This is a genomic window from Paraglaciecola sp. L1A13 (assembly GCF_009796745.1).
GTDB lineage: Bacteria > Pseudomonadota > Gammaproteobacteria > Enterobacterales > Alteromonadaceae > Paraglaciecola.
Genome location: NZ_CP047024.1, coordinates 3808006 through 3834566 on the forward strand (window position 1 = coordinate 3808006; position 26561 = coordinate 3834566).

Here is a 26561-nt window from a genome sequence, read left to right on the forward strand (position 1 = left end):
CGGGTTAGGACGAACGCAGATGGTAACGTCAGTCCAATAATTAAATTCACTAAATTAACGATAAGTTACTGTATTAATTAGTGAAAAAACTTTATAGTTTTCAGCCTTCCGCTATCGTTCGTATGGCGAGAAGGTTCATCTGTATACTTACATAACGTAATAACAAGGAAGCTATAATGAAAGATCTATTCTTTTTCGACTCAATGTTAACGCCTAAAATCATCACCTTTGTATATTGGTTGATGCTTATCGCAGCGGTAATTTCAGGCGTAGGTACTATGTTTAACTCATACGGCGGAGGCTTTTTCGCTGGTGCCGGCATTTTGATCGCGGGTGTTATCGGGGCGCGTATTTGGTGTGAATTGTTGATAGTTTTATTTAAAATCCATGAAAATTTGAAAAAAATAGCCGACAAGCAAGACGTTACGAACGAGTTATAAGTAGTGAACGACAACTGCCCGCGGGCAGTTGTTTCATTACCCCAGCCTATTTCTACATTCAGGATCATTAACCATGCACGACCTATCGGCTCAAATCGCCTTTATTCTCGAAATAGACAAACTTAAAGCGGTGTATCGTAAAACCATGGTTAAAGCGGATGACAACCGCCATGAAAATAGTGCTGAACACAGCTGGCATATTGCGCTGTTGGCGCAAACAATGGTGACGTATGCAGAGCATTCTATTGATATTTTACGCGTCACAAAAATGTTACTTATACACGATATTGTCGAGATTGATGCTGGCGACCTATTTGCTTTTGCCGATGAACAAGCGCATCAAGCCCAAGAACAAAAAGAGTTAGACGCCGCTCAACGTATTTTTGGTTTATTGCCAACAGCGTCAGGACAAGAAATGCTTAACTTATGGTTAGAGTTTGAGAAAGCAGACAGCGTTGATGCTCAGTTTGCTAAAGGTATGGATTGCGTATTACCTATTTTTCAAAATATGAGTAATAACGGTGGGAGTTGGAAAGCCCACAATGTACACAAAACACAGGTACTAAAACGCAATAGCTATCTAAGAAGCAGCGCTCCTAAACTTTGGGAATATGTGGAACAGCAAGTGGATGAAGCCGTAAAGAATGGTTGGTTACAGAACCGATAACTCGCGCATTTTCAATCAGCCAGTTAACGCCCCAAGTACAAATCAATTAGTCTCGCTAGCTCGTCTTGAAAATGGGCTTCAAAGGCATCTAGCTCTTGATCAAATACGCCCAAGTATTGCCTAGCCTTTAGGTGATCCAAGCGCTTATTATTCGTTTTATATTCAGTCTCAGGTAAGCTTTTATCATAACGCGGTACAATCCGCCAACGCACAAAATCACTGTGCAAAGCTGCAACGTGTTGTTTGGCGTATTGACAAAAACCTTCGATATGAACCGGGCCATCAGGTCCTAAACAACCTGGCTCGACTCTAAAGGTAACGGTAAGTTTTTTGTATAATGGCAAAGGTAAAGATTCATGCATAACAACGTCACCACTTCCTCATAAATCAACTATTAAGCATAACGCTTGATGAAAATAACGCATGAAATATTGGCTATCAATTCTAGTTAAAAAATTATAATACCAAGCCCCTATCTGGAAAATCTACTAGGCAAAGGTATAGATATTATTTGTTTCACCCCAAAAAAAACCAAGCACGGGGCTTGGTTTTTAACACAAAAACTAACGAGTAATTATTTAATAGACGCCTGATAAATAGACTCTATTGCTTTGTCTAAGACAGCATTAAATTCATCATCAGATTGCTGAGCACTAACACCTTCCGTTAATGCACGAGAAAAACTAGCAATAATGCCATTATTTTCAGACAAGCGACGGTTTGCTTCTTCACGGTTATAACCACCAGATAACGCAACAACCTTCAGAACTTTCGGATGCTTAACAAGCTCTTGATAGAAATTCGGTTCCACCGGTAAAGTGAGTTTCAACATCACCTTTAGATCGGTATCTAGTTTATCAAGCTCCGTTAAAATAGCTGCTTTTAGCAATGCTTCAGCTGCGGCTTTTTCGGGGCTGTTAATATCAACTTCAGGTTCGATGATAGGCATCAAGCCTGCTGCCAAAATTTGCTTACCCACTTCAAACTGCTGAGCAACAATGGCGTCGATGCCTTTTTTATTGGCTAACTTAACCACTGAGCGCATTTTGGTGCCAAAAACATCTTGGGCATTGGCTTTGGCAAGTAATTTGTCTAAATCAGCAATAGGCTTCATTAGCTGAACGCCATCAGCTTCATCAAGCAGACCTTTATCTACTTTCAAGAAAGGTACGACATTCTTTTCTTGCCATAGAAAGTGTGCTGATGATTTTCCACCGATCTGACGATCAAGCGTATTTTCAAACAATATCGCACCTACCACACGTTTGCCGTTGAAAGCAGGGCTAGTTACAATTCGCGTACGCATTAAATGAACCTGAGTAAACATCTCTTCATCATTTGTGTACTGCGTTTCTTCAACACCATATAAAAGTAAAGCCTTAGGTGTGCTGCCTCCGCTTTGATCAAGCGCTGCAATAAATCCATTATCACTTTTTATTTTTGTTAGCATATCTAATTGTGCTTGTGATGCCATGAGCAACACTCCTTAATTGTGTTGTAAGCCGATGGGCATAACGGCTTGTAGGTTACAAAGGTTATTGAAAGCTTAAGCTTTTCTTATTATTCATTTTGCAAGGCTATTATGCGCCCCGTGTCTCTAACATAGTGACAGCAGGTAGCTCTTTGCCTTCCAGAAATTCTAAAAATGCTCCACCACCAGTGGAGATATACGATATCTTATCTTCGATACCATATTTGTCTACTGCCGCCAACGTATCACCGCCACCAGCAATAGAAAATGCGTTACTTTCAGCTATAGCCATAGCAATGGCTTTTGTGCCTTCACCAAATTGATCAAACTCAAACACGCCAACGGGGCCATTCCAGACAATGGTGCCAGCTTGTTTAATAAGCGTGGCTAATTCAGCTGACGTTTGCGGACCAATATCAAAAATCATATCGTCATCAGCCACATCACCCACTGCTTTAAGTGTTGCTACGGCTTGTTCCGAAAACTCGATACCCGTGACTACGTCAACTGGTACGGGAATATTACCGCCCGCGTCTTTCGCTGCCGCCAGCAAACGGTTTGCTTCAGGGATTAAGTCCGCTTCGTAAAGGGATTTACCCACATTATTACCTGTTGCGGCAATAAAGGTATTCGCGATACCCCCGCCAACTATTAGCTGATCAACTTTATTAGACAACGCTTCAAGTACCGTCAATTTAGTGGATACTTTAGAGCCCCCAACAATCGCTAGGAGCGGACGAGCAGGATTATGCAGCGCTTTACCTAAGGCTTCTAACTCTCCAGCAAGCAAAGGACCAGCACACGCAACAGGCGCGAATTTACCTACGCCGTGGGTTGATGCTTGAGCACGGTGAGCGGTACCAAATGCATCCATTACATATACATCACATAATGCAGCGTATTGTTTTGATAACGCTTCGTCGTCTTTTTTCTCACCAGGATTAAAGCGTACGTTTTCAAGTACGACTAATTCGCCCTCTTCAACCTCTAGGCCGGTCAAATAATCGCGTGCAAGGCGCACGGGGCAATCTAATACGTTGTTGAGATAATCTACCACTGGTTGCAATGAAAATTCTTGTGCAAACTGCCCTTCTGTTGGCCGGCCTAGGTGAGACATAACCATCACCTTAGCACCCGCATCAATAGCAATTTTCAATGTACCTAACGAGGCCTTAATACGCGCATCTGAGGTCACTTTACCGTCTTTAATCGGTACGTTAAGATCCTGACGAATAAGAACTCGTTTTCCTGCTAACTCTAAATCAGTCATGTTGACTATTGACATATTTCCCCCAATTGGCGTGTTAAAACGTGTATTACTCATAAAAAAATGTATTTATTTGATTTCTATTTTTCGCACTTTAGCTTGTACTAAAGTGAACCATCAGTTAATGACTCGCGCTACCTAATGTCAGTCTGTTCATAACCTGCACAATATCTATCATACGATTAGAAAATCCCCACTCGTTGTCACACCAAACAAGCAACTTAACGAGTTGCTTGTGGCTAACACGCGTTTGTGTACCATCAACAATACAAGAATGTGCATCATGATTAAAATCCACTGAGACTAAAGGCTCTTCAGTAAAATCTAATATGCCGTTTAAGCGACCATTTTTGACTGCTTTTAAGGCTTGATTAACCTCTTCAATAGTGACCTTAGCTTCAAGAGTGACACTTAAGTCCATAGCAGAAACATTGATGGTCGGTACACGTACTGCTATCGCTTCAAATTTACCAGCAAATTTAGGTAAAACCCGTTCTATGCCCCGTGCAAGCTTAGTGTCGACCGGAATAATCGATTGACTGGCGGCTCGAGTTCGGCGTAAATCTGGATGGTAAGCATCGATCACTTGTTGGTCATGCATAGATGAATGGATAGTGGTAATAGTGCCACTTGAAACTGAGAAAGCTTCATCAAGCACTTGGATAACTGGAATGATACAATTAGTGGTACATGAGCCAGCAGATACAATTGTATCGCTCGCTCTTAACGTATCATCATTAATACCAACAATAATTGTGGCGTCCATATCTGAGCCACATGGCTGAGAAAACAGCACTTTTTTAGCGCCTTGAGCAAGGTGTTGTTCACCATGACTGCGCTCGTTATTTACGCCTGTGCATTCTAATACCACGTCGATATCCAGCTCAGACCAAGGCAACTTGCCGATATTTCCCTGCTGTAAAAGCGTGATGCGATCACCAGCAACAACAAGCTGTTGATTGTCCAGTACCACTGGAAAGCGAAAACGCCCATGGGCAGTATCATACTTTAAAAGATGTGCCACGCCTTCAGGCTCAGCGAGTTCATTGATCGCCACAATTTGAATCTGTTTGTTCTGTCCAGTTTCGTATAGCGCACGTAATACGTTGCGTCCAACACGACCAAACCCATTTATTGCTACTCGTATCATTCGACTCTTATTGAAAAAGTATATTCGCTATTATTAATTCGCTAAAACAACTAAGGCGCTTGAGAGCGCCTTAGATTATAGTTTTATTGTTTCAACTGGAAGGCATTTCCTAAGAATTCAATAAACCTTGTGCCTTCTCGGCTACTGCATCGGCTGTTATACCAAAGTGTTTCAGCAATACGCCACCAGGTGCTGACTCACCGAAAGTAGTCATACCCACCACTGCGCCGTCAAGCCCAACGTATTTGCTCCAGTAATCCACATGAGCTGCTTCAACTGCAACCCGAGCAGTCACTGCTCGAGGTAATACAGTTTCTCGATATGCAGCATCTTGCTGGTCAAACACAGATGTACTTGGCATAGACACCACGCGAACAGCAACACCTTTAGCGCTAAGTTGTTCAGCAGCATCCATAGCAACGCCTACTTCAGAACCTGTACCAATTAAAATAACCTGAGGAGTGCTATCGCAATCCTTCAGAACGTAACCGCCCTTAGCCACGTTAGCTAATTGCTGTGCATTACGCGCTTGTGCAGGTAAACCTTGACGACTAAATACTAATGCACTTGGACCATCTTTACGCTCTAAAGCTGACTTCCATGCGACGGCAGTTTCAGCACCGTCACAAGGACGCCACGTGTCTAAATTTGGCGTTAAGCGCAAGTTAGCAATCTGTTCAATCGGTTGATGCGTTGGGCCATCTTCACCTTGACCAATTGAGTCGTGGGTATAAACGAAGATGTTAGGAATACCCATCAATGAGGCCATACGTACGGCATTTCGTGCATATTCCATAAACATTAAAAAGGTTGCGCCGAAAGGTCGGAAGCCGCCATGCAGACCAAGGCCATTCATAATACCGCTCATGCCGAATTCACGTACACCGTAGTATAAGTAGTTACCACTGGCATCATCTGCGGTTACACCTTTAGATTTAGACCACAAAGTCAAGTTTGAACCGGCTAAATCCGCTGAACCACCTAGAATTTCAGGCATAATAGAAGCAAAGGCTTCGATAGAGTTCTGAGATGCTTTACGACTAGCAATATTTTCTGCTTTTTCTTGAGATTGCTCTATAAAAGCTTGTGCTTTTTCAGCAAAATCAGCTGGCAAATCGCCATTTAAACGACGTGTTAATTCTGCGGCTAATTCAGGGTGTGCTTTCTCATAAGCTGAAAATTGCTCATTCCAAGCTTGTTCACGTTCAGAACCAGCTGATTTAGCGTCCCATCCTGCATAAATATCATTTGGAATTTCAAAAGGAGCATAAGGCCATTTTAAGAATTCACGGGTTGCGGCAATCTCATCCACGCCTAAAGGCGAGCCGTGTGAGTCATGGCTACCTGATTTATTGGGTGAACCAAAACCGATCACGGTTTTACAACAGATTAAGGTCGGTTGAGTAGTATTGGCTTTCGCCTTTTCAACAGCCGCTTTAATTGCTTCTGGATCATGACCATCAACATGTGCAATGACTTGCCATCCATAGGCTTCAAATCGTGCAGGCGTGTTGTCAGTGAACCAACCTTTTACGTTACCATCGATAGAGATACCATTGTCATCCCAAAACATCACAAGTTTGCCTAGCCCTAACGTACCCGCTAGCGAACAAGCTTCATGTGAAATACCTTCCATCAAGCAACCATCACCCAAGAAGCAATAGGTAAAATGATCTACAATATCGAATTTTTCTTGGTTAAATTGTGCAGCGAGCACCTTTTCCGCAATCGCCATGCCCACAGCATTACTAATACCCTGACCTAGTGGGCCAGTAGTTGTTTCAACGCCTGGTGCATAACCATACTCTGGATGACCAGGAGTTTTAGAATGTAACTGACGGAAATTTTTCAGTTCTTCAATTGGCAATGCATAACCCGTCAAATGCAATAGCGAGTAAACTAACATCGAGCCATGGCCGTTGGACATAATAAACCGGTCACGGTTCGCCCATTTCGGATTAGCAGGATTGTGCTTTAAAAAATCATTCCACAATACTTCGGCAATATCGGCCATGCCCATAGGGGCGCCTGGGTGTCCTGAATTAGCCTGTTGTACTGCATCCATACTAAGCGCACGGATTGCGTTAGCGAGTTGTTGACGTGAAGGCATGTGGTCTCCTGATTATTAGTGGCTGGTTTACGGTCGCGGTCAAAATTGCTTAGAATAGTAAGATAGCGATCGATTTAGCTCTATATTCTGGCTTAGGCCTCGCCTAACTGCAACGACAAAACATAACGAAACTCCATTTGTCATTGACTTTTTTTTACTGGAACGGTTCGTTTACGCCCAGCCGTTTGGACGTCTAGAAGTAAAGACTGGTATTTTTGATCTTAATCAGTAAAATGTCACTATATTAATTAGTATTTTTTTATTTAATAAGGATCCTACATGGCAAAGCATCTTTTTACCTCCGAGTCGGTATCCGAAGGGCACCCAGACAAAATCGCAGATCAGATTTCTGATGCGGTACTTGACGCCATTCTAACGCAAGATCCCAAGGCCCGCGTGGCCTGTGAAACGTACGTAAAAACCGGCATGGTCATGGTAGGTGGCGAAGTCACTACCAATGCTTGGGTTGATATTGAAGAGCTCACACGTAATACCGTACGTGAAATTGGATACACCCATTCAGATATGGGTTTTGATGCCGATTCATGTGCCGTTCTAAACGCTATTGGTAAACAATCTCCTGATATTAACCAAGGGGTAGACCGCTCTCGTCCTGAAGACCAAGGAGCTGGTGATCAAGGCTTAATGTTTGGTTACGCCAGTGACGAAACCGACGTACTCATGCCAGCACCCGTGACTTATGCCCATCGTTTGATGAAACGACAGGCTGAAGTGCGTAAAAGTGGTCAACTAGACTGGCTACGCCCAGATGCAAAAAGCCAAGTAACGTTTATTTATGAAGACAATGTGCCTGTGGGTATTGATGCAGTGGTATTATCAACCCAGCATTGTGATTCAATTACCACTGAACAATTGCGTGAAGCGGTAATGGAAGAAATCATTAAACCGGTATTGCCAGCGAAATGGTTAACGGCGCAAACCAAATATTTTATTAATCCAACAGGTCGTTTTGTTATCGGCGGACCAATGGGTGATTGTGGTTTGACTGGACGTAAAATCATTGTTGATACGTACGGCGGTATGGCACGTCATGGTGGTGGAGCGTTTTCTGGTAAAGATCCTTCTAAAGTTGACCGCAGTGCAGCCTATGCTGGACGCTATGTGGCCAAAAATATCGTTGCGGCAGGTCTCGCCAAACGCTGTGAGATTCAGATTTCTTATGCTATTGGTGTTGCTGAACCTACCTCTATCAATATTGATACCTTTGGCACAGGCCAAATTTCAGATGAAGCATTAACTGCATTGGTACGCGAACATTTTGAGTTACGCCCCTATGGCCTAATCAAGATGCTTGATTTAGAGCGCCCAATTTATAAAGCGACGGCCGCGTACGGTCACTTTGGCCGCGAAGAATTCCCATGGGAAAAAACCGATAAAGCCGAAGCTTTGCGTGCAGGGGCTAAGTAACAACGGGTTATTGTGCCGCGATACGTTATATATTGCGCGTTTAATCACCAAAAAACGCATTGCGCTAACGCTCAATGCGTTTTTTTATACCTTAAGTTAAGTATTAACTGAACAACGAGAACAGGGTAGTATCCTTAACATTATAACTAAATTATTTCACAGGAAGTACGTCATGCCATTTTCTTTGAGTAAAGTGTTCACCGCCGTCTGTGTCTCTACTTTGCTGTTGACAAGCTGCGCAAAATCACCACTGGGGCGAAATCAACTTAAACTTTATTCTTCGGATCAACTGGCCAATATGGGACAACAAACCTTTGATGGCATGAAGACAGAGCAAAAAGTATCTAAAATCCCCGTTACTAATCAATTTGTTTCTTGTGTGGCTGATGCCATTACGAAGCATGTGCCTAAATCGGTGTTTGCTGGTGAATGGGAATTAGTCGTTTTCGATGACCCTCAGGTCAATGCATTCGCCCTTCCTGGCGGCAAAATTGGTGTTTATACTGGGTTGCTTGAGGTAGCGGAAAATCAAGATCAACTAGCGGCGGTTATAGGCCATGAGATAGGTCACGTGATTGCTGAACATGGCAACGAACGTATGTCCAGTAGCACACTTATTGGAATTGGGATGGAAGCAACCAATCAGTTATTGCAAGCGAATCAAATTGCCAATAACAGTATGATCATGGCCGCCATCGGTATGGGCGTTCAGGTCGGTGTGCAATTACCGTTCAGCCGCACACACGAAACCGAAGCTGATTTAATTGGTTTACAATTAATGGCTACGTCTGGTTTCAATCCACAGCAGTCGGTGAATTTGTGGGAAAATATGGCGAAAGCTAGCGGTGATAATCGGCAGCCTGAGCTATTATCAACTCATCCCGCTCCCCAAAGCCGCATTGAAAAACTCAGTGAAAATATGGCCCCAGCGATGAGCTTATACCGTCAGGCAAAAGACCGTCCTCAGTGCAAAAAATAGTATTTCCATTAAATCATAGACATAAAAAATGCCGCTTAAAGCGGCATTTTTTTAATCCAAAGACAGTTACTCTGGATCTTTGTGAAGGTGCACATCCATTTGTGGAAATGGAATTGAAATGCCTTCTTGATCGAAACGTAGTTTAACCGCTTCAGTAAAGTCGAATTTAACACCCCAATAGTCTGCAGCATTTACCCAAGGGCGAACAACAAAGTTCACACTGCTATCGGCAAGTTCAGCAACCGCTACGGTTGGAGCTGGGTCTTGTAAAATGCGTGAATCAGCAGCAACCATTTCTTTAAGCACTTCTTTAGCGCGTTTAAGATCAGCGTCGTAACCAATACCCACTATCATGTCTACACGACGCGTTTCTTTCGCAGAATAGTTAGTGATTGTGCCACCGTAAATTTGTCCATTAGGTACAATAATTTCTTTATTGTCACCACTGGTCATTACTGTTGTAAAGATACTAATGCTTTTCACTACACCAGTTGCGCCGCCAGCTTCGATAAAATCACCCGATTTAAACGGACGGAATACCAATAACATAACGCCAGCTGCGAAATTCTGTAAAGAACCTTGCAAAGACAAACCAATAGCCAAACCTGCTGCACCTAAAATAGCCACAAGTGAGGTTGTATTGACGCCTAATTCATTTAACGATGCAATGATAACGAATAGCATTAATATTGCGTTCGCTATCGCTTTAATAAAGTCCACGAGCATGTCGTCGTATTTAGACCGTTTCATTACCTTGCCTAGCAAGTTAACGATAATACCAACAACAATTTTACCGATGATGTAAATCAAGATCGCCATCACGATATTGATACCCCAAGGGATTACGTAAGTGTCGATCATTTGCGACATTTGTTCTGAGTCAAATTCAAACATGTATTTCTCCATTTATTTCATTATATTTTTCGATGGCTACTCCGATTCCTCTAACCATCACGCCTAGCATGGCTATGTAGGGATTATTTAATATTACAGATTGATTAAATAATACGAATTTAGCTCTTTTCAACGCTGGGTTAATATACCTGTAATTTAAAAAAAATATATTGTTTTTGCGTACAACTTTTGGCTACTACCCTTTAGTTGTAAGCGATACGCGAAACTCTGTTGTTTTTTTGAACATGCAGTAATCTTGGTGATATACTTGTCAGGTCGACTTATTCGACTTGGCATAATATTTTTAAAGGAATTGAAAATGTTGCTACTTGTAGTACTAGCGATGATCGTTGCCGTTCTATTTACTTACTCTCTTTTTAGAGATACGGGTAAGAACACAAAGTATGCACGCAAGGGAGCTAACGCTATAGCTCAGGCGCCTACAATAGATACTGGTAACGTAGCACAAATAAACTAAATCAAATACTCGATAGGCCTGAACCCCCTATCGAGTATTGTTATATTTTATTAGCCTGCTCTTTGTCACGCTAAAACTTCCCTCATGTAGATATACCTTGATACCATAGTGCAAATTGTCCAATTATTTGAGCTATGCGAATTTCCAGAATTTACCATCCTGATACCCTCCACTCTGATCAAGAGCTTGAATTAACCCCTGAAGCAAGCAATCACGTGGCGAATGTATTGCGCTCGAAAATAGGTCAACCCGTGGTGTTATTTAACGGTGATGGCAACGAGTACAGTGGTGAATTTGTTGATGTTTCAAAGCGTAAAGTGCGGGTGCAAATAGACGCGAAAATCAGTATTAGTGTTGAATCGCCACTACCTATTCACCTTGGACAAGCTGTGTCTAGAGGCGACAGAATGGATTTAGTATTACAGAAATCTGTCGAATTAGGCGTCAGCGAAATTACGCCTCTGCTCACCGAGCGTTGTGGGGTCAAACTGGATGAGCAACGTTGGCAAAAAAAACACGCGCAATGGCAAAAGATCATAATTGCGGCCTGTGAACAATGTGGTCGTAACGTGCTGCCTATCTTAAATATGCCGACAGAATTTCAAAGTTGGGTGAATCAATCGACACAGGCGTTACGCTTAACGTTGCATCCTCGAGCCAACAAAAGTTTCCGTCATATCAATGTGGGGAAAGACGGCGTGAGATTATTGATCGGCCCTGAAGGTGGTTTTTCAGATCAAGAGATTTACCAAACAGAACAGGGTGGCTTTCAAACCGTGCAACTTGGACCAAGAGTATTGCGCACAGAGACGGCTGCAATAACCGCCATTAGTGCCCTACAAGCGATTTACGGAGATTTATAAAAAGCGCATCAGTATTACCAGAAAATAATGCGTGATAGACGTTGAATTGGCGAGTCGTATGCTTGAGTGACTCGCCAGTTCCCTTATTTTTATACCCATCAAACTTACGCATAGAAACGTAAACATTATTAGGCGAAAACTAATTTATTATCTTCAACCGTGACGGGGTCCTCAACTGTCATTTGCATATGCTCAAGCCCGCCTATTTCGACTAAAAATGCAGCGAGTTGTGCGTTATTTTCATCATTTATTTGTTGGTACGTATCGAGCACCCTTTGTTGCTTATATTGATGAAAACTTGAAATAAAACGTTTCTCGCTGATACCGCCCATTGCAAAACTATGCTCACCTACGCTACGCGGTATAAATCGCTCTTTAGGGTGCGATCGCCGCCACGCGCTCAACGCTGTCGCCGTACTATTGAGTACCGGCCACTGTTGTTCAAACATATCTTTGAGCAAGGGTAGAAGGGTATCAGGGATTTCATCGTGCTCAACGTAATCCGCAGAAGTAACACAAGCCTGATTCATGCGTTCCACCCAAGCTGCTACATTAGGTGCAATGCGTTTCATCAGATTCCCTGGCGCCGGATCTCGATACAGATGTGCATATAAGGGGCCCATTAATCCAAAATCACCTATGCATGGACGTCCCCCCAATAGGTAATCATGATCTGCGAAATGTTTATTCAAATGATGTAACACGGTATTCTCATACCACTTTTCTATCGTTGGGATTGAATGTTCCGTTATACCCAGAACTGGCACGAAGCCACTAAATTTTTTGGCTAATTTCTTTCCAAAATAAGCGCGTATAAAAGCAGGTGAGTTTGGCGATACCACTCGACCAAATTCTTGATAGATGAACGGAAAATTATCTTTATTCCACCGATAATGCATCGCGGGGATCACCAACCATTCATCTCCCCACAGGGCAAATAGCTCACTTACTAAACGTTGTTTTGCTCCAATTGGCACCACTGAACGTTCACTGTGCAGCATTTCTAAATGGTCGATGATACGCGCAGTGTCTTGCAGATATTCCCCATCAGGGGTTTTCACAACAGGAATAAATGCCACACCAGTTTTGGGAAGGATCGTCTTTTTGTACACTCCCACTGTGGATAACACTTCGTTAAAAGGCAGTTGTTTGTAGCGCAAATAAGCGCGTAATTTCCCCGTGTACAAAGACACTTCAGAGCCATATAAGGTATACATAAAAGGAACGATCCCCAATTGAAACATTAGGTCTAGACTAATACTCCAGTGGGTAATCGACCATTTTGTTCAATGATACACAAATATAAGCGTATACCAGCAGACCCTACAAGGAATACCATCAATAACAATTAACGTTAATGCTTACTCACAAATATTTTCAGTGCTTGAAGCATTTCTAGATGTTGTGGATTAGCCTTCGGTACGCTGCAGGGCAAAATTTCTATCACCTGAGTTTCATCAAAATTGATCTGCGCAATTTGCGCCTTATTGACGACTAAATCTGCATGACATACATCTAAGTCTTCGGGGATCGAAAACAAGGTATTTTTGCCCTTGTTATACGCTAATAGATCATTCACGCCAACGATGGGAGTTGTAACATCCGCCTCCGAATGTGCGGCAAAAATAGCAAGATCTAATGGCTGATTTTGCGCCATCAATTCACGTACAGAAAAAATCACATCCGTTAGCTGGAATGCCGAATAGCGCGCCACGCTAGGATATTTATACGGATTAGGGCCGATAGATTGATAATCGCCGTCTAACGTTTTAGCTAACCATTTAATTCCCCAAATGTTAGCCATAGTTTCAACACTTGAATCCAATGCCAACGCACCTGAGAACAACAGTAACCCTTTAGCTCTGTTGGGATTTTCTAGTACATACTGTACTGCTAGTGTACCGCCGGTAGAAAACCCTCCTATATATAGTGTGTCTCCAAATGAAGGGGCTATAGCAACCATTTTCTGTATATTAGCGTGCCACCTAGCCGCTAGCTTAGGATCCTGCATATCTTGGTCGGCATCTTTTCTGCCGTGGCCAGGTAGAAGTGCCACCATGACGTTATAACCTTGATCATATAATGCTTGTGCGATAGACGTTAAAAAGAAAGGCGAGTCGCTTAAGCCGTGAAATAATACAAACACTTTCGGGGTTTTATGACCATGGTGCAAAATAAACGGGGCATTACCTTCATTTTTTAATTGCTTCGAACATACGCGATGCCGATATTCAGATCGCGCTTCACAATCTATGATATCTCCCAACTCACTTTGATAGAGTGCATCAAAATTTGCCAAGCCCACTGCAATTGAAGCATTGGCCCCAAAAGAAAAAATTAGAATAGAAAAAGTTATCAGTAATCGTTTATGTATCATAGGGTAAGCATCTGCGCTATTTGTGTATGCCCATAATATCTGGCAAAACAGCTGATTGCTATGGACATATGATCGTTACAGATTAGTTAACTATCATCCATAAAAAAGGGCTAACACTGTTAGCCCTTTTGGTATTTTAACGAACGGAAAAATTACTTATTAAGAAATTCTGCCAAATCATCACTGCCACCGATGTGTTGACCATCGATGAAAACTTGCGGCCATGAATCACGACCAGAGATAGCTTTCATACCCGTAAACGTAATTTCTTTACCCATCACTAGTTCTTCAAACTCGTAGCCTTTTTCTGTTAACAATGCTTTTGCTTTTGAACAGAATGGGCAGCCAGGCTTGGTGAAAATAGCCGCAGGTGCAGGTTTACGAGCATCTGGTGCAATGTACGCAAGCATAGTGTCAGCGTCAGAAACTTCAAACGGGTCACCTGGTAAATCTGGTTCGATAAACATTTTGTCTATCACGCCATCTTTTACCAACATAGAATAGCGCCAGCTGCGCTTACCAAAACCTAAGTCAGCTTTATCAACAAGTAAACCCATACCATCAGTGAATTCACAGTTACCGTCTGGCAACAAACTAATATTCTGTGCTTCTTGGTCAGCGGCCCAAGCATTCATTACGAATGTATCATTGACTGAAATACAAACGATCTCATCAACGCCGTTAGCCTTAAAAACCTTCGCTAATTCGTTATAACGCGGTAAATGTGTTGATGAACAAGTAGGCGTGAAAGCACCCGGCAATGAGAAAACAACAACTGTTTTACCGCCGAAAATCTCGTCAGTGGTACGTGTTTGCCATTCGTCATTTACACGTACAGGGAACGTAACGTTAGGAACTTTTTGGCCAGTTTTATCTGCAAAATTTGGATTAGACATAATATCTCCAGTTGTTTAGTGGGTTAATCATTTTTCGATGGAACTAATATAGCGCACGTACTTAAATATAATAAGTAATTAAAATCTATCAGCTAAATCTATAAAAACGATTAAACATTTTTTACATTAGGGTTTTACTATTTGAATCGAAAAACTGATCAACTTTTAAAAAAGTCATCACCTTGTTGGCTCAACATTGCCTCGATATCTTCAATATCAGGTAATTGTGACGTTTCAGCATCTTTTGATGATCCACTCGGAATCGTTTTTTGTTCATCTGCCCACTCACCTAAATCAATAAGCTGACAGTTTTTGCTGCAAAATGGCCGATATGGGCTACTTTCAGCCCATTCAACACGCTTCTTACATGAAGGACAGTCTACTTCCACCACGTGCTCCTCTTTTAAATTTCTATTCCTAACAACATGCCAGCTTACACACGACGTGTTCATCTACCGCCGTGCCACCGTTTACATTGGGTGTGAACAACATAAAGCGTATCGCATAACGATATTTATTACCGCTTAACATTGGATAGTACCCTTGGTCTGTCGCGCTAATAACCCGAATCAACTCGTTTTTGTCGTCTGCTATGCCTTGATAAAATCCTTTAGCCGCTTCCATTGTGTTAAATCGACCCCGTTCACGTAAAAACGCCAAAATAATTTGCAAACCACGGTCAATTAAATTGATATCTGACATCCAGCCTTTGATATCGTTTTGAATTTGCTCATGGGGTTGTTGCAACCAATAATGTAGACTCGGCAAATCAAAGCTACAAGTACCTCCTGGAATGGAGAACCGCTGGCGGATTGCGGCCAAAAAACGGTCGTCTTTTAAATCAGAACCAAATTTTTTGGCACCTTTAAACTCTTCCCGCAAACGCAAAATCTGTTGCAGTGCAGATTGCAACGCGTCGTTATCTATATTCGGATGTTGAGACCACAAAACCAAGTTTTTCTCATGAGCTTCTAGGTCTTTTAATACATCAGTACGTAAATCAAGACGCTCAAGTAAATCTAAAAGAGTGAATAAAGACGATAAAAAATGAATGTATTGCCAACTTTCAGTGGCATGCTTCACTTGGTTTAATTGTTGAAAAAGTTGCTCAAGACGCAGATAAGTTCTGACTTTTTCGTTGAGCGGAAATTCATAAATTGCTTGGGGCATTACTCTCTCAAAGTTATGTGAAAAGTTGGTAAGAAAAAAAGCACAAACAATTAGACAGCAAAAAACACAAATTGTTTATCATTAGATTAGATTTATTGCATCGACACAGCTAAAAAAACGTCATTAATAGCGTTAAATCAAGATTAGCCGAGAGCGGCCGCATATCCAAGATAGCGATGATGAAGGCGACTAACTTGCCCAATCAGCGCACTTTCATCGCCACTATTATCTATCACGTCATCGGCAACCTCAAGTCGTTGTTCTCGACTCGCTTGTGCGGCCATAATAGAGCGAATTATTTTTTCATCAGCATTATCCCGCACCATACTGCGGGCTAATTGCATTTCTTCTGGTATATCTACAATCAGAACACGGTCAACATTTTTGTAACTGCCGTTTTCAATAAGCAACGGTACACTCAACATACAATACTGGGATGTAGCCGCGATGGTTTGGCGCAACGTTTCTTGTCGTATAAGCGGATGTAATAAATTATTCAGCCATTCTTTGGCCTGTTCGTCACTAAAAATAATCTGTCGTAAAGCGCGTCTATTAAGGCATTCACCTTTATCTAGAATACTTGTCCCAAACTTTTCGATGATCGCACGCAAGCCGTCGCTCCCAGGCGTAACCACATCTCTGGCAACCACGTCGGCATCAATAATATCAACATTTAACTTGGCAAACGCATTAGTTACGGTCGTTTTACCGCTGCCTATTCCGCCACTGACACCCACAACATATTTACTCATTATAGCTACTCATAATCTCACCCACTGCCAATATTGTGCCGCAATCCAATCTCCGTATAACAACGTCAACCAGCCTGCAATGGCTAAATAGGGACCAAACGGTATCGCCTGCCCTTTATCTTTACCTTGCAAAGTTAAAATACAGATGCCGATTATCGCGCCTACTAGTGAAGACAGCAGGATCACAATCGGTAAATATTGCCAGCCTATCCACGCTCCAAGCGCGGCAAGTAATTTAAAATCGCCATAACCCATTCCCTCTTTACCGGTTAATAGTTTAAATACCCAATAGACCGACCACAAACTCAAGTATCCTGCCGACGCCCCTATAATTGAGTCGGCGCTGGTAACGGATGGATTAACAACACTGAATAATAACCCCATCCATAGTAGTGGCAGCGTTAATTGGTCCGGTAATAACATAGTATCAATGTCGATAAAAATTAGGGCTATCAATAACCAAGTTAGGAATATCCCAGCTAATGCTGATGTCGAATAACCATAATGCCAAGCAATCCAAACTGAACAAAACGCAGTAAAAAGCTCGACTAAGGGATAACGAATAGAAATACGATTATGACACTGGCTGCATTTCCCGCGCAGTAGCAACCAGCTTATAACGGGAATGTTTTCCCACGCACGAATTTTATGCTGGCATTTGGGACAGGTAGAATCGGGTTTGACTAAATTGAATGGGCTCGTTTGGGTAATTTGTTCATCAGGGTTGAAATGAGCTTGAAAATCAGCCTCCCAACTGCGTTCCATCATGACAGGTAAGCGGTAGATAACCACATTAAGGAAACTACCGATCATTAGACTGACGATAAAAACGAAACTGAGAAAAAATGCTGGGGAGTCAGCCATCAGCTGAAGAGTTGCGTGCATTACAAAAAGCTTTTATCGGCGATTAAAGGCCGCTAGCTTGCCAGAAAAGTGCAACCGAAACTAGGCCTTGAAGGGCATTCCCCGAGCAGAATGTTAGGATTAGATTTAAACAACATTGCCCATTTCAAAAATAGGCAAATACATTGCCACGATTAAGCCACCAATAACCACACCGAGTACAGCCATGATCATCGGCTCGAGTAAACTAGTCAGCCCATCGACCATATCATCCACTTCTGCCTCGTAAATAGTGGCAATCTTACTGAGCATATCATCAACCGCACCAGCTTCTTCCCCAATGGCCACCATTTGCGTCACCATATCGGGAAACACGGCCGTTGCCCTCATCGCCGTATTCATTTGCGTACCACCAGCGACCTCTTTCTTAACGAATAAAATTGCGTCGCGAAAGACTGCATTACCTGAGGCACCCGCAGCAGAATCTAATGCCCCGATCAGCGGAACACCGGCTGCAAAGGTCGTCGCTAAAGTACGACTAAATCTCGCCACCGCAGCTTTTTTTAAGATCAAACCGATAACAGGAATTTTAAGTAGCTTCGCATCGAGGCTATCTCTTAAACGTTTTGATTTTTTATAACTCTTGCTAAAGACAATGCTGGCTACAACTAGGCCAGCGGCAAGAAACAAACCATAGTCTTGAAAAAAACGAGAAATACCCAACACAAACTGAGTAAAGGCGGGTAACTCAGCGCCAAAACTACTAAAAATTTCTTCAAACTGTGGTACTACGAAAATTAACAATATTGTCGTCACAATAAAAGCGACCACGATGACCGCCACGGGATAAAACATGGCTTTTTTAATTTTCGATTTCAGGGCTTCCGCTTTTTCTTTGTAAGTAGCAATGCGCTCGTAAATGGTTTCAAGTGCACCGGATTGCTCTCCGGTCGCCACCAAATCACAATACAGGTCATCAAATTGATCAGGATGCTTGCGCAGCGCCACCGACAGCGGATTGCCCGCTTTGACTTCATTGCCAATTTCACCCAACATTTTACGAATATTAGGATTGTTATGTCCGCCGGCGATCATATCTATAGTTTGGATTAGCGTGACGCCAGCACTGAGCATAGTGGCAATTTGGCGGGAGATAATACTGATATCAACCGCTTTTATTTTTTGTCCACCGAATAACGGTTTAGGGAGTTTTTTAACTTTCTTAGCCGATACGCCCTGACGACGTAACAGGTTTTTGGCCTCTAATACCGATACCGCACTGATCTCCCCTTTAACGGTTTGACCTTTACGATTTGCTCCGCTCCATACAAAGGTAGTGGTGGCTTTTGGCATAAGTGGCTGTCTCTTAAATAAAAAAGCCCAGCATAAATAGCTGGGCAGCATTTGGCTAAGTTAGCGTATTAACACAAGTTAGCTGCGGTACAACCGCCTGATGTGGCCCAGTTGACAGAGCCGTTCAAAACCGTACCCGTCAGCACATAGGTTTCATCAGCGGTAACACCAGATTGTACGTCTGCATTTGGCGTGACTGTAACAACATAACCGTCAGCTTCAGTACCAGAGATAACAACCGTATTGACTAGATCACCTGAAGCCCAACCGGGCTGATCTGTTATAGTATCGCAGTTAGCGGGAATACCCGTTTGTACGCATATCTCAACCGCTGTTTTCGCAGGGCCGGCAGCCGAGACCACTTCACTGAAACCCGCTTTTGCTGTATAGGTTTGATATGCAGGTAATGCAATCATGGCCAAAATACCGATAATGGCAACCACAATCATTAATTCTATTAGGGTAAATCCACCTTGTTTTGTTGTCGCTGCTGTATTCGTGTCAGTTGTGTTCATGGAGCTTCTCCTGCACTTGTGCGGTGCATGTTTTGTTAAGTGACGCCCTAGTCACGAATATGTAACAAGGCGTGTTGCTAATTCCATTTCAGTATAGAACGTCCCGACCAACTGACAAGTATGTGGGCCTATACCTAGGTGTATGGAATTACCAACTTAACACTTTAATGCAGAAGAACGCCTCAAGATAAAGACTGGGAGAACAATAATCAGCCAATGACTCTCAACGATAAATCAATGGCTTGCACATGTTTGGTGAGAGCTCCACTGGAGATATAATCAACCCCGACTTGAGCCAACTCGGCGATACGTTCTTTGGTGATATTGCCTGACACTTCTAATTTGCTGGCGCCGTTTGTTAACGCTACGGCCTTGCGGGTATCTTCTAATGAGAAGTTATCCAACATAACAATATCTGCCTTCGCGTCTAAAGCTTGCTGAAGCTCATCAAGGTTTTCCACTTCCACTTCAACAGGAATATCAGGATGCATCTCCCGTGCTTTACCTATGGCATTAGCGATAGAGCCACACGCTAAGATATGATTTTCTTTAATAAGATAGGCATCAAACAGACCGATACGATGATTTTTACCACCACCACAAGCCACTGCATACTTTTGCGCTAGTCGTAACCCAGGTAAAGTTTTGCGCGTATCTAGCAACTTAGTTTTGCTGGCGCCTAAAGCTTGCACATAATCAGCCACGACGGTGGCAGTGCCCGATAGCGTTTGCAAAAAGTTTAACGCGGTTCGTTCAGCGGTTAAAATCACTCGAGCGTTACCAGAGATCTGGCATAAAACGGTATCCGCTTTAACGTGCTGAGCATCTTCGACATACCACTTAATATCGGTCGTTTCATCAAGATACAAAAAGGTTGCATTCACCCATTCTTTACCAGCAACAACACAATTTTCACGGGTGATTATATTCACAGTTATATGTTGAGGTTCAGGAATAAGATTGGCCGTAATATCACCCACCGTGCAGTCAGGGCCGCCTAAATCTTCCAGTAATGCTGTTTTAACCGCGTCTTGAATTGCTTGTTGTAACATATTCACTCTTTATCTTTGTAAATTAAATTCTAGGAAATTAGGAAATATTTATTCACTACGTAGGATCAACATATCCCCTCGTTGGGCGAATTCTACTTGTTTCAATGCGCTCATCCCAAGCAATATCTCATTGCCCATCATGCCCGGGTTTAAGTGAGCGGTAACATTTCGCAATACGATGCCGCCAATTTGCAGTTCAGCGATAACAGTACGGGCAACTTGCAACCGACCATTGGCCGTTTGTACCCAGGCCCTCATTCCAGGTTTTAACCCTAGACTGGGCCCTAACTCACTGGGAATAGACACGTCAGTTGCGCCAGTATCAAGCATAAAAACCACAGGCTGAGCATTAATTAAGCCGCTGGTTACGTAATGCCCATAGCGATTTTGTTGTAACTGTACCTCGATCCGGTCGCCGGTTGCTTGACTGTGGGGCGCTGTATTAGGGTTAAGTTGCTCGGCTAACTGCTTGTGAAATAACAAGGTTAGCAGACCTAAACCCGCGCCCCAAGCAAGTATCAACATCCACTTCCCCATAGCACTTTGATTCGGTTCAGTTGCCTCTGGTGTTCCATCTTTTGACATATTCGATTCGACTTTTACTATGTGACGTTAAATAATACCAACCTCACTGAGATTTAACAGGGTTGCTGTGTTGTCTTCATTATTACCTAACGATATGACCGTTGATTCGCTAATTAATCAGCATATAATTAACGGTGCTCGTCAAATATTCACTACCCATAAGGATGAGCGTCCCGACCCCACTGATATTTCATTGTTGGTTATACACAATATTTCTTTACCTCCGAATCAATTTGATAACTGTTATATAGAAGATTTTTTTGTCGGCAAACTAAACGCTGATGCACACCCTTACTTTAGGGAAATACATAAAATACGCGTATCGGCACATTGCGTTATCAAACGTGATGGAGAAATAGTTCAATTTGTTCCCTTCAACCAACGCGCTTGGCATGCTGGGAAATCTTGTTTTCAAGGCCGATCTATCTGCAATAATTACTCTATTGGCATTGAGTTAGAAGGGGCAGACTATATTCCTTACACATCGGCTCAGTACCGCGTGCTAACCGAGCTAAGTAATGCCATTATGTATGCCTATCCTAAGATTAGTCTTGGCAGGGTCGTAGGGCATAATGACATTGCTCCAGGCCGTAAAACCGATCCAGGTCTTGCTTTTGATTGGCCGCGCCTTAGACAAGGCATACAGCCGAAGAAAAACCTATAATAATAACGATAACAATGAGGAATAAAGCATGACATTAATCAGTTTATTGCTGGTGCTGTTTGTGGAGCGTGTAACAACTAAGTCGCGTTACTGGCAAGCGGACTTTTACAGCACCAAATACCTAGACAGATGGCAGAACCGCGATTGGTTGTCAGGTGAATCGTCGTTCCTGTTGTTAACCATGATTATCGCGTTGCCTTCTTTACTTATCTTTTGCGTACTCACATTTGCCGTCGGACAAATTATCGCTTTTATTATCAGTACCGCAATACTGATGGTCTGTGTTGGTTGCCCCAGCGTTCGGGCCACCTATAAATGTTATTTACAAGCAGCGAACCGTGGTGACATGGAAGCCTGCAATCTCTACGCCGACCAAATAATTGAGAATAATCAAAGCTCTACTACGTTTGGACAAAACCTAGTCTGGCAGAACTATCGTCATTATGCTGCCGTGGCACTATTTTTTGTAATTTTGGGTGCCCCAGGGGCGGTTCTATACGTTTTAGCGCGAGCCACCCAATCACGTATAGGTCATGAAAATAATACAGCTAACAAGATTATGTACTTTTTAGATTGGCTACCTGTACGGATAACAGCATTAGGCTTCTTGTTGGTCGGGCATTTTTCACATGCACTGCCTGTTTGGCTAGGCCACTTCTTGACGCCCAATATTTCGGCGAAAAAACTACTCACAGATGTATCCAGAGCTGCTGAGGATGTTGAGCCCGATGAACTCAATTGTACCGAAGAACCATGCACATTGGTTCGCTTAGCTAAGCGCAACATGCTCTTTTTAATGGCCGTTATTTCAGGATTAACCTTAGTGGGTTGGCTTAACTAACACCTCAGACCAGTCACCCCGAATCCGCTAAGTCTCCCGCGATTTGGGTTGTCCATTCGCTTTTTATTACTATATTTAACACGCTTTATACAAATAGACATTTACCCAATTGCAATACTGCTCTAAGCTATTGGGCTAATTGGTCTTACCAATTGGCCAATTCGTATGTTTTGCTTTCGAACATACGGTTTTAGAAGACAGGAGTGGTTACACGACATGCAGCATGTTCGTACAAAAAAATTGTCCGATGAAATAATGGAGCGTATTGAATCCATGTTGATAGACGGCACTTTTCTTTCTGGACAAAAAATGCCGTCAGAGCGTGAATTAGCGCTCAAATTTGCCGTGTCTCGCCCTTCCGTCAGAGAAGCCATTCAAAAACTGGAAGCCAAAGGATTAGTTGAGCGCAAGCAAGGCGGCGGAACGTTTGTAAAACGCCGGATGAATACCTTGGTCACTGACCCGTTGATGGCCTTATTAACCACTCGGCCTGAAACCCAATTTGATTTACTGGAATTTCGTCACGCACTCGAGGGAATGGCAGCTTATTACGCTGCGCTAAGAGGACAGCAGAGTGATTACGACGCCCTGCAAGATGCACTGTCAAATTTACCCAGTGCTACGCAGAAAATTGATCACAATCGAGAAGCTGAAGCTCTGGTTGAATTTTATCTAACAATGGCTGTTGCAGCCCATAATGTGGTTTTATTGCATGTTATGCGCAGCTTTCAAGCGCTACTGAAAGATAACATTCACCGAAACTTAGTTTTTTTAGCTGCTCACCCAGATGCACAGCATATGATTAATTCGCAGCGTAAAAATATTGTACAAGCAATTATCAAACGCGATCCTAAATTGGCTCGTGATGCGAGTAACGAACACCTTGCATACATAGAGAAGACTTTATTAGACATAAATCGTCAAGACATGCGTATGCAAAGAGCGTTACGCAGAATAGAAGTAAAAGAGTAATAGTTTTAAGTAAACAATGAATCGCTTTTGATTTCAGTTCACCTAATGTTTGTACTACTGAAGTGAAGAGTAAATTTAATAAACAACTTTAAATATAGGAGAGCACCATGGCTGATATGATGCATCCGGATGTGGATCCACAAGAAACGCAAGAATGGTTAGATGCCCTTGACGCAGTACTAGAAGAGGAAGGCATTGACCGTGCGCACTATTTGCTAGAAAGCTTAATAGATAAAGCCCGTCGCAATGGTGCCTACCTGCCCTATGATGCGACCACAGCATATATCAATACGATCCCAGCTGGCCAAGAGCCAACTATGCCTGGTGATCAAACCCTCGAAGCAAATATCCGCAGAGCCATCCGCTGGAACGCGATGATGATGGTGCTTCGTGGCTCTAAGAAAGATTTAGAGCTAGGTGGCCATATTTCAAGTTTTGCCTCATCAGCCATGCTTTACGATGTAGGCTTTAACCACTTTTTCCGTGCACCCAATGATAAAGACGGCGGCGACTTTTTGTTCGTTCAAGGCCATGTATCACCGGGTATTTACTCTCGCGCCTTCATTGAAGGTCGTTTGAGCGAAGATCAGCTTGATGGTTTCCGTCAAGAAGTGGATGGCAAAGGTATTTCGTCTTACCCGCACCCTAAACTTATGCCTGATTTTTGGCAGTTCCCTACGGTATCAATGGGTCTTGGTCCGATGCAGGCTATTTACCTTGCCCGATTCCTTAAGTATCTCACAAGCCGTGGTTTGAAAGACTGTTCAGATCAGCGCGTGTGGTGCTTTATGGGTGATGGTGAAGTAGATGAGCCAGAAAGCTTAGGTGCTATTGGCCTTGCTTCACGTGAAGGACTCGATAACCTAACGTTTGTTATTAACTGTAACCTGCAACGTTTAGACGGACCGGTACGTGGTAACGGCAAAATTATTCAAGAGCTTGAAGGCACGTTCCGCGGCGCTGGTTGGGAAGTATTGAAGGTTATTTGGGGTCGCTATTGGGATCCATTATTGGCCCGCGATTCATCAGGTAAGTTACTTGATGTTATGAACGAAACCGTTGATGGCGAGTACCAGAATTACAAAGCTAAAGGTGGCGCTTACACCCGTGAGAACTTCTTTGGTAAGTACCCTGAACTAAAAGAAATGGTGTCGAATATGTCTGACGATGATATTTGGCGCTTGAACCGTGGCGGACATGATCCCGTTAAAGTTTATGCTGCGTATAAACGCGCAACTGAAACGAAAGGTCGTCCTCAGGTTATCCTAGCTAAAACCGTAAAAGGTTACGGTATGGGTGCTGCAGGCGAAGGTAAAAACATCGCGCACAACGTTAAGAAAATGGATATCGAATCAGTGCGTCACTATCGCGACCGTTTCAATATCCCTGTTGCTGACGAAGATATCGCTAGCCTGCCTTACTTCAAGTTCGCTGAAGACAGCGATGAAATGAAATACTTACGCTCTCGTCGTGAATCATTACATGGTTATATGCCTGTTCGTTTAGCGAAAAGCACAGAAGATTTACCGGCACCGCCGCTTAAAGCTTTTGAGGCGATTACAAAAGGATCTGGTGATCGTGAAATATCGACCACTATGGCATTTGTGCGCGTATTAACCGTAATGTTAAAGGACAAGAAAGTTGGCTCACGCGTAGTGCCAATCATTCCTGATGAAGCACGTACGTTCGGTATGGAAGGTTTGTTCCGTCAAGTAGGTATTTACTCTAATGGCGGTCAAAAGTACGTTCCACAAGATAAAGACCAAGTGGCTTACTATCGTGAAGATGAAAAAGGCCAAGTACTGCAAGAAGGTATCAACGAGTTAGGTGCAATGGCATCTTTTGTTGCTGCTGGTACGTCTTATTCAACGAACGATTTACCGATGATCCCGGTTTACATTTACTACTCAATGTTTGGTTTCCAACGCGTTGGCGACATGGCTTGGGCTGCAGGCGATAGCCAAACACGCGGATTCTTAGTAGGCGGCACCGCCGGTCGAACAACGCTTAATGGCGAGGGTTTGCAACATCAAGATGGACACAGCCACATTCAAGCGGCTTTAATCCCAAACTGTGTTTCTTACGACCCTACATATGGGTATGAAATTGCAGTTATCGTACAAGACGGCATGCGTCGTATGTTCGAAGAGCAAGAAAATGTGTTCTATTACCTGACGGTTATGAACGAAAACTACGTTCAACCAGCCATGCCGGAGAACGTTACTGAAGGTATCGTGAAAGGTATTTACAAGCTTGAACATCAAGGTAATGCAAACAACAAGAAGAAAGTTAAGCTTCTTGGTTCTGGCACCATACTTGAACAAGTGCGTAAAGCAGCGAAAATTTTGCATGATAAATATTCTGTCGCTTCAGAAGTATATAGCGTCACTTCGTTTAATGAACTGGCCCGTGACGGTGTTGATTGTGAGCATTTTAACTTACTCAACCCTGAAAAAGACCAACGCGTTCCTTACATCACAACCGTATTGAATGATGGCTTTGACGGCCCAACAATTGCCGCTACGGACTACATCAAGAGCTATGTAGATCAAGTTCGTGCTTTTGTTCCTGGTCAATATAAAGTGTTAGGCACTGACGGTTTTGGCCGCTCTGATAGCCGCGATAATTTACGTCATCATTTCGAAGTAGATGCGAAATTTGTCGTTATTGCAGCGCTTCGTGAGTTGGTGACCGCTGGCGATATTGACAAAAAAGTGTTGCTAGACGCCATCGCAGAGTTTGGCATTGACCAAAACAAAATTAACCCGCTTTACGCGTAACCATTAGAGGATTT

27 protein-coding genes are annotated in these 26561 nt (G+C 42.9%); 10 read left to right on the forward strand and 17 right to left on the reverse strand.

The features are described 5' to 3' along the window. The first annotated feature begins 176 nt into the window (after positions 1-176). On the forward strand, positions 177-440 hold the full coding sequence (locus GQR89_RS16155; RefSeq protein ID WP_158770991.1) for a DUF4282 domain-containing protein: 264 nt from the start codon (positions 177-179) through the stop codon (positions 438-440). 73 nt (positions 441-513) lie between these two features. Further along, positions 514-1107, forward strand: coding sequence for an HD family hydrolase (locus GQR89_RS16160; RefSeq protein ID WP_158770992.1), 594 nt, complete (start codon positions 514-516; stop codon positions 1105-1107). Between the two features lie 23 nt (positions 1108-1130). Here the strand turns inward: GQR89_RS16160 and GQR89_RS16165 are convergent, their stop codons facing one another. From GQR89_RS16165 to tkt, 5 genes are all read right to left on the reverse strand, one after another. Next, complete coding sequence (locus GQR89_RS16165) at positions 1131-1469, reverse strand: hypothetical protein (protein ID WP_158770993.1); 339 nt, start codon at positions 1467-1469, stop codon at positions 1131-1133. Between the two features lie 212 nt (positions 1470-1681). Continuing rightward, a complete protein-coding gene (locus GQR89_RS16170) occupies positions 1682-2581 on the reverse strand; it encodes a fructose bisphosphate aldolase (RefSeq protein ID WP_158770994.1) in 900 nt (299 codons plus the stop codon). Between the two features lie 106 nt (positions 2582-2687). Continuing rightward, positions 2688-3863 (reverse strand): phosphoglycerate kinase, encoded by a 1176-nt coding sequence (locus tag GQR89_RS16175; RefSeq protein ID WP_158770995.1) that lies wholly within the window; start codon positions 3861-3863, stop codon positions 2688-2690. A 103-nt stretch (positions 3864-3966) separates the two neighbouring features. Beyond that, positions 3967-4995: an erythrose-4-phosphate dehydrogenase gene (epd, locus tag GQR89_RS16180; protein ID WP_158770996.1), complete on the reverse strand. Its 1029-nt coding sequence runs from the start codon at positions 4993-4995 to the stop codon at positions 3967-3969. A gap of 109 nt (positions 4996-5104) precedes the next feature. Further along, a complete protein-coding gene (gene tkt / locus GQR89_RS16185) occupies positions 5105-7105 on the reverse strand; it encodes a transketolase (protein WP_158770997.1) in 2001 nt (666 codons plus the stop codon). A 279-nt stretch (positions 7106-7384) separates the two neighbouring features. On the opposite strand from tkt, the gene metK reads away from it, so the two are divergent. After that, positions 7385-8533 (forward strand): methionine adenosyltransferase, encoded by a 1149-nt coding sequence (gene metK, locus GQR89_RS16190; protein WP_158770998.1) that lies wholly within the window; start codon positions 7385-7387, stop codon positions 8531-8533. A gap of 172 nt (positions 8534-8705) precedes the next feature. After that, the gene (locus GQR89_RS16195) at positions 8706-9512 is read left to right on the forward strand and encodes a M48 family metallopeptidase (protein WP_158770999.1); all 807 of its coding nucleotides are present in this window, start codon (positions 8706-8708) and stop codon (positions 9510-9512) included. Between the two features lie 66 nt (positions 9513-9578). Here GQR89_RS16195 and GQR89_RS16200 read toward each other — a convergent pair whose 3' ends face one another. Next, positions 9579-10406, reverse strand: a complete 828-nt coding sequence (locus GQR89_RS16200) for a mechanosensitive ion channel family protein (protein ID WP_158771000.1) — start codon at positions 10404-10406, stop codon at positions 9579-9581. Positions 10407-10725: 319 nt separating this feature from the next. On the opposite strand from GQR89_RS16200, the gene GQR89_RS21375 reads away from it, so the two are divergent. Together GQR89_RS21375 and GQR89_RS16205 are read left to right on the forward strand one after the other, a co-directional pair. Further along, a complete protein-coding gene (locus GQR89_RS21375; RefSeq protein WP_166424774.1) occupies positions 10726-10884 on the forward strand; it encodes a hypothetical protein in 159 nt (52 codons plus the stop codon). Between the two features lie 134 nt (positions 10885-11018). Further along, the gene (locus GQR89_RS16205) at positions 11019-11747 is read left to right on the forward strand and encodes a 16S rRNA (uracil(1498)-N(3))-methyltransferase (RefSeq protein ID WP_158771001.1); all 729 of its coding nucleotides are present in this window, start codon (positions 11019-11021) and stop codon (positions 11745-11747) included. A gap of 128 nt (positions 11748-11875) precedes the next feature. Here GQR89_RS16205 and GQR89_RS16210 read toward each other — a convergent pair whose 3' ends face one another. The 11 genes from GQR89_RS16210 to GQR89_RS16260 all read right to left on the reverse strand — a co-directional run bounded on the left by GQR89_RS16210 (position 11876) and on the right by GQR89_RS16260 (position 21290). Beyond that, positions 11876-12964, reverse strand: a complete 1089-nt coding sequence (locus GQR89_RS16210) for a glutathione S-transferase family protein (protein ID WP_158771002.1) — start codon at positions 12962-12964, stop codon at positions 11876-11878. A 137-nt stretch (positions 12965-13101) separates the two neighbouring features. Further along, complete coding sequence (locus tag GQR89_RS16215; RefSeq protein ID WP_158771003.1) at positions 13102-14124, reverse strand: carboxylesterase; 1023 nt, start codon at positions 14122-14124, stop codon at positions 13102-13104. Positions 14125-14276: 152 nt separating this feature from the next. Then, positions 14277-15020, reverse strand: a complete 744-nt coding sequence (locus tag GQR89_RS16220) for a glutathione peroxidase (RefSeq protein ID WP_158771004.1) — start codon at positions 15018-15020, stop codon at positions 14277-14279. Between the two features lie 158 nt (positions 15021-15178). Next, the gene (gene yacG / locus GQR89_RS16225; protein WP_158771005.1) at positions 15179-15409 is read right to left on the reverse strand and encodes a DNA gyrase inhibitor YacG; all 231 of its coding nucleotides are present in this window, start codon (positions 15407-15409) and stop codon (positions 15179-15181) included. Between the two features lie 28 nt (positions 15410-15437). Further along, positions 15438-16190, reverse strand: a complete 753-nt coding sequence (zapD, locus tag GQR89_RS16230; RefSeq protein WP_158771006.1) for a cell division protein ZapD — start codon at positions 16188-16190, stop codon at positions 15438-15440. Between the two features lie 143 nt (positions 16191-16333). After that, entirely contained in the window at positions 16334-16942 is a 609-nt protein-coding gene (gene coaE, locus GQR89_RS16235; protein ID WP_158771007.1) for a dephospho-CoA kinase, read from the reverse strand. Positions 16943-16951: 9 nt separating this feature from the next. Continuing rightward, on the reverse strand, positions 16952-17827 hold the full coding sequence (locus GQR89_RS16240) for an A24 family peptidase (RefSeq protein ID WP_158771008.1): 876 nt from the start codon (positions 17825-17827) through the stop codon (positions 16952-16954). A 105-nt stretch (positions 17828-17932) separates the two neighbouring features. After that, on the reverse strand, positions 17933-19138 hold the full coding sequence (locus GQR89_RS16245) for a type II secretion system F family protein (RefSeq protein ID WP_158771009.1): 1206 nt from the start codon (positions 19136-19138) through the stop codon (positions 17933-17935). A gap of 68 nt (positions 19139-19206) precedes the next feature. Continuing rightward, positions 19207-19653 (reverse strand): prepilin-type N-terminal cleavage/methylation domain-containing protein, encoded by a 447-nt coding sequence (locus tag GQR89_RS16250; protein ID WP_158771010.1) that lies wholly within the window; start codon positions 19651-19653, stop codon positions 19207-19209. A gap of 209 nt (positions 19654-19862) precedes the next feature. Next, positions 19863-20705, reverse strand: a complete 843-nt coding sequence (nadC, locus tag GQR89_RS16255; RefSeq protein ID WP_158771011.1) for a carboxylating nicotinate-nucleotide diphosphorylase — start codon at positions 20703-20705, stop codon at positions 19863-19865. Positions 20706-20753: 48 nt separating this feature from the next. Then, positions 20754-21290: a TIGR02281 family clan AA aspartic protease gene (locus GQR89_RS16260; protein WP_233268995.1), complete on the reverse strand. Its 537-nt coding sequence runs from the start codon at positions 21288-21290 to the stop codon at positions 20754-20756. Between the two features lie 67 nt (positions 21291-21357). Between GQR89_RS16260 and ampD the strand changes: the two genes are divergently transcribed. The 4 genes from ampD (at position 21358) to aceE (ending at position 26547) form a co-directional block, all read left to right on the forward strand. Beyond that, a complete protein-coding gene (gene ampD, locus GQR89_RS16265; RefSeq protein WP_158771012.1) occupies positions 21358-21954 on the forward strand; it encodes a 1,6-anhydro-N-acetylmuramyl-L-alanine amidase AmpD in 597 nt (198 codons plus the stop codon). A gap of 28 nt (positions 21955-21982) precedes the next feature. Beyond that, positions 21983-22795 carry a beta-lactamase regulator AmpE gene (gene ampE / locus GQR89_RS16270; RefSeq protein WP_158771013.1) on the forward strand — a complete coding sequence of 271 codons (813 nt, stop codon included), beginning with the start codon at positions 21983-21985 and terminating at the stop codon, positions 22793-22795. 216 nt (positions 22796-23011) lie between these two features. After that, complete coding sequence (locus tag GQR89_RS16275) at positions 23012-23767, forward strand: GntR family transcriptional regulator (RefSeq protein ID WP_158771014.1); 756 nt, start codon at positions 23012-23014, stop codon at positions 23765-23767. Between the two features lie 107 nt (positions 23768-23874). Continuing rightward, positions 23875-26547: a pyruvate dehydrogenase (acetyl-transferring), homodimeric type gene (gene aceE, locus GQR89_RS16280; protein WP_158771015.1), complete on the forward strand. Its 2673-nt coding sequence runs from the start codon at positions 23875-23877 to the stop codon at positions 26545-26547. Positions 26548-26561: the final 14 nt, after the last annotated feature.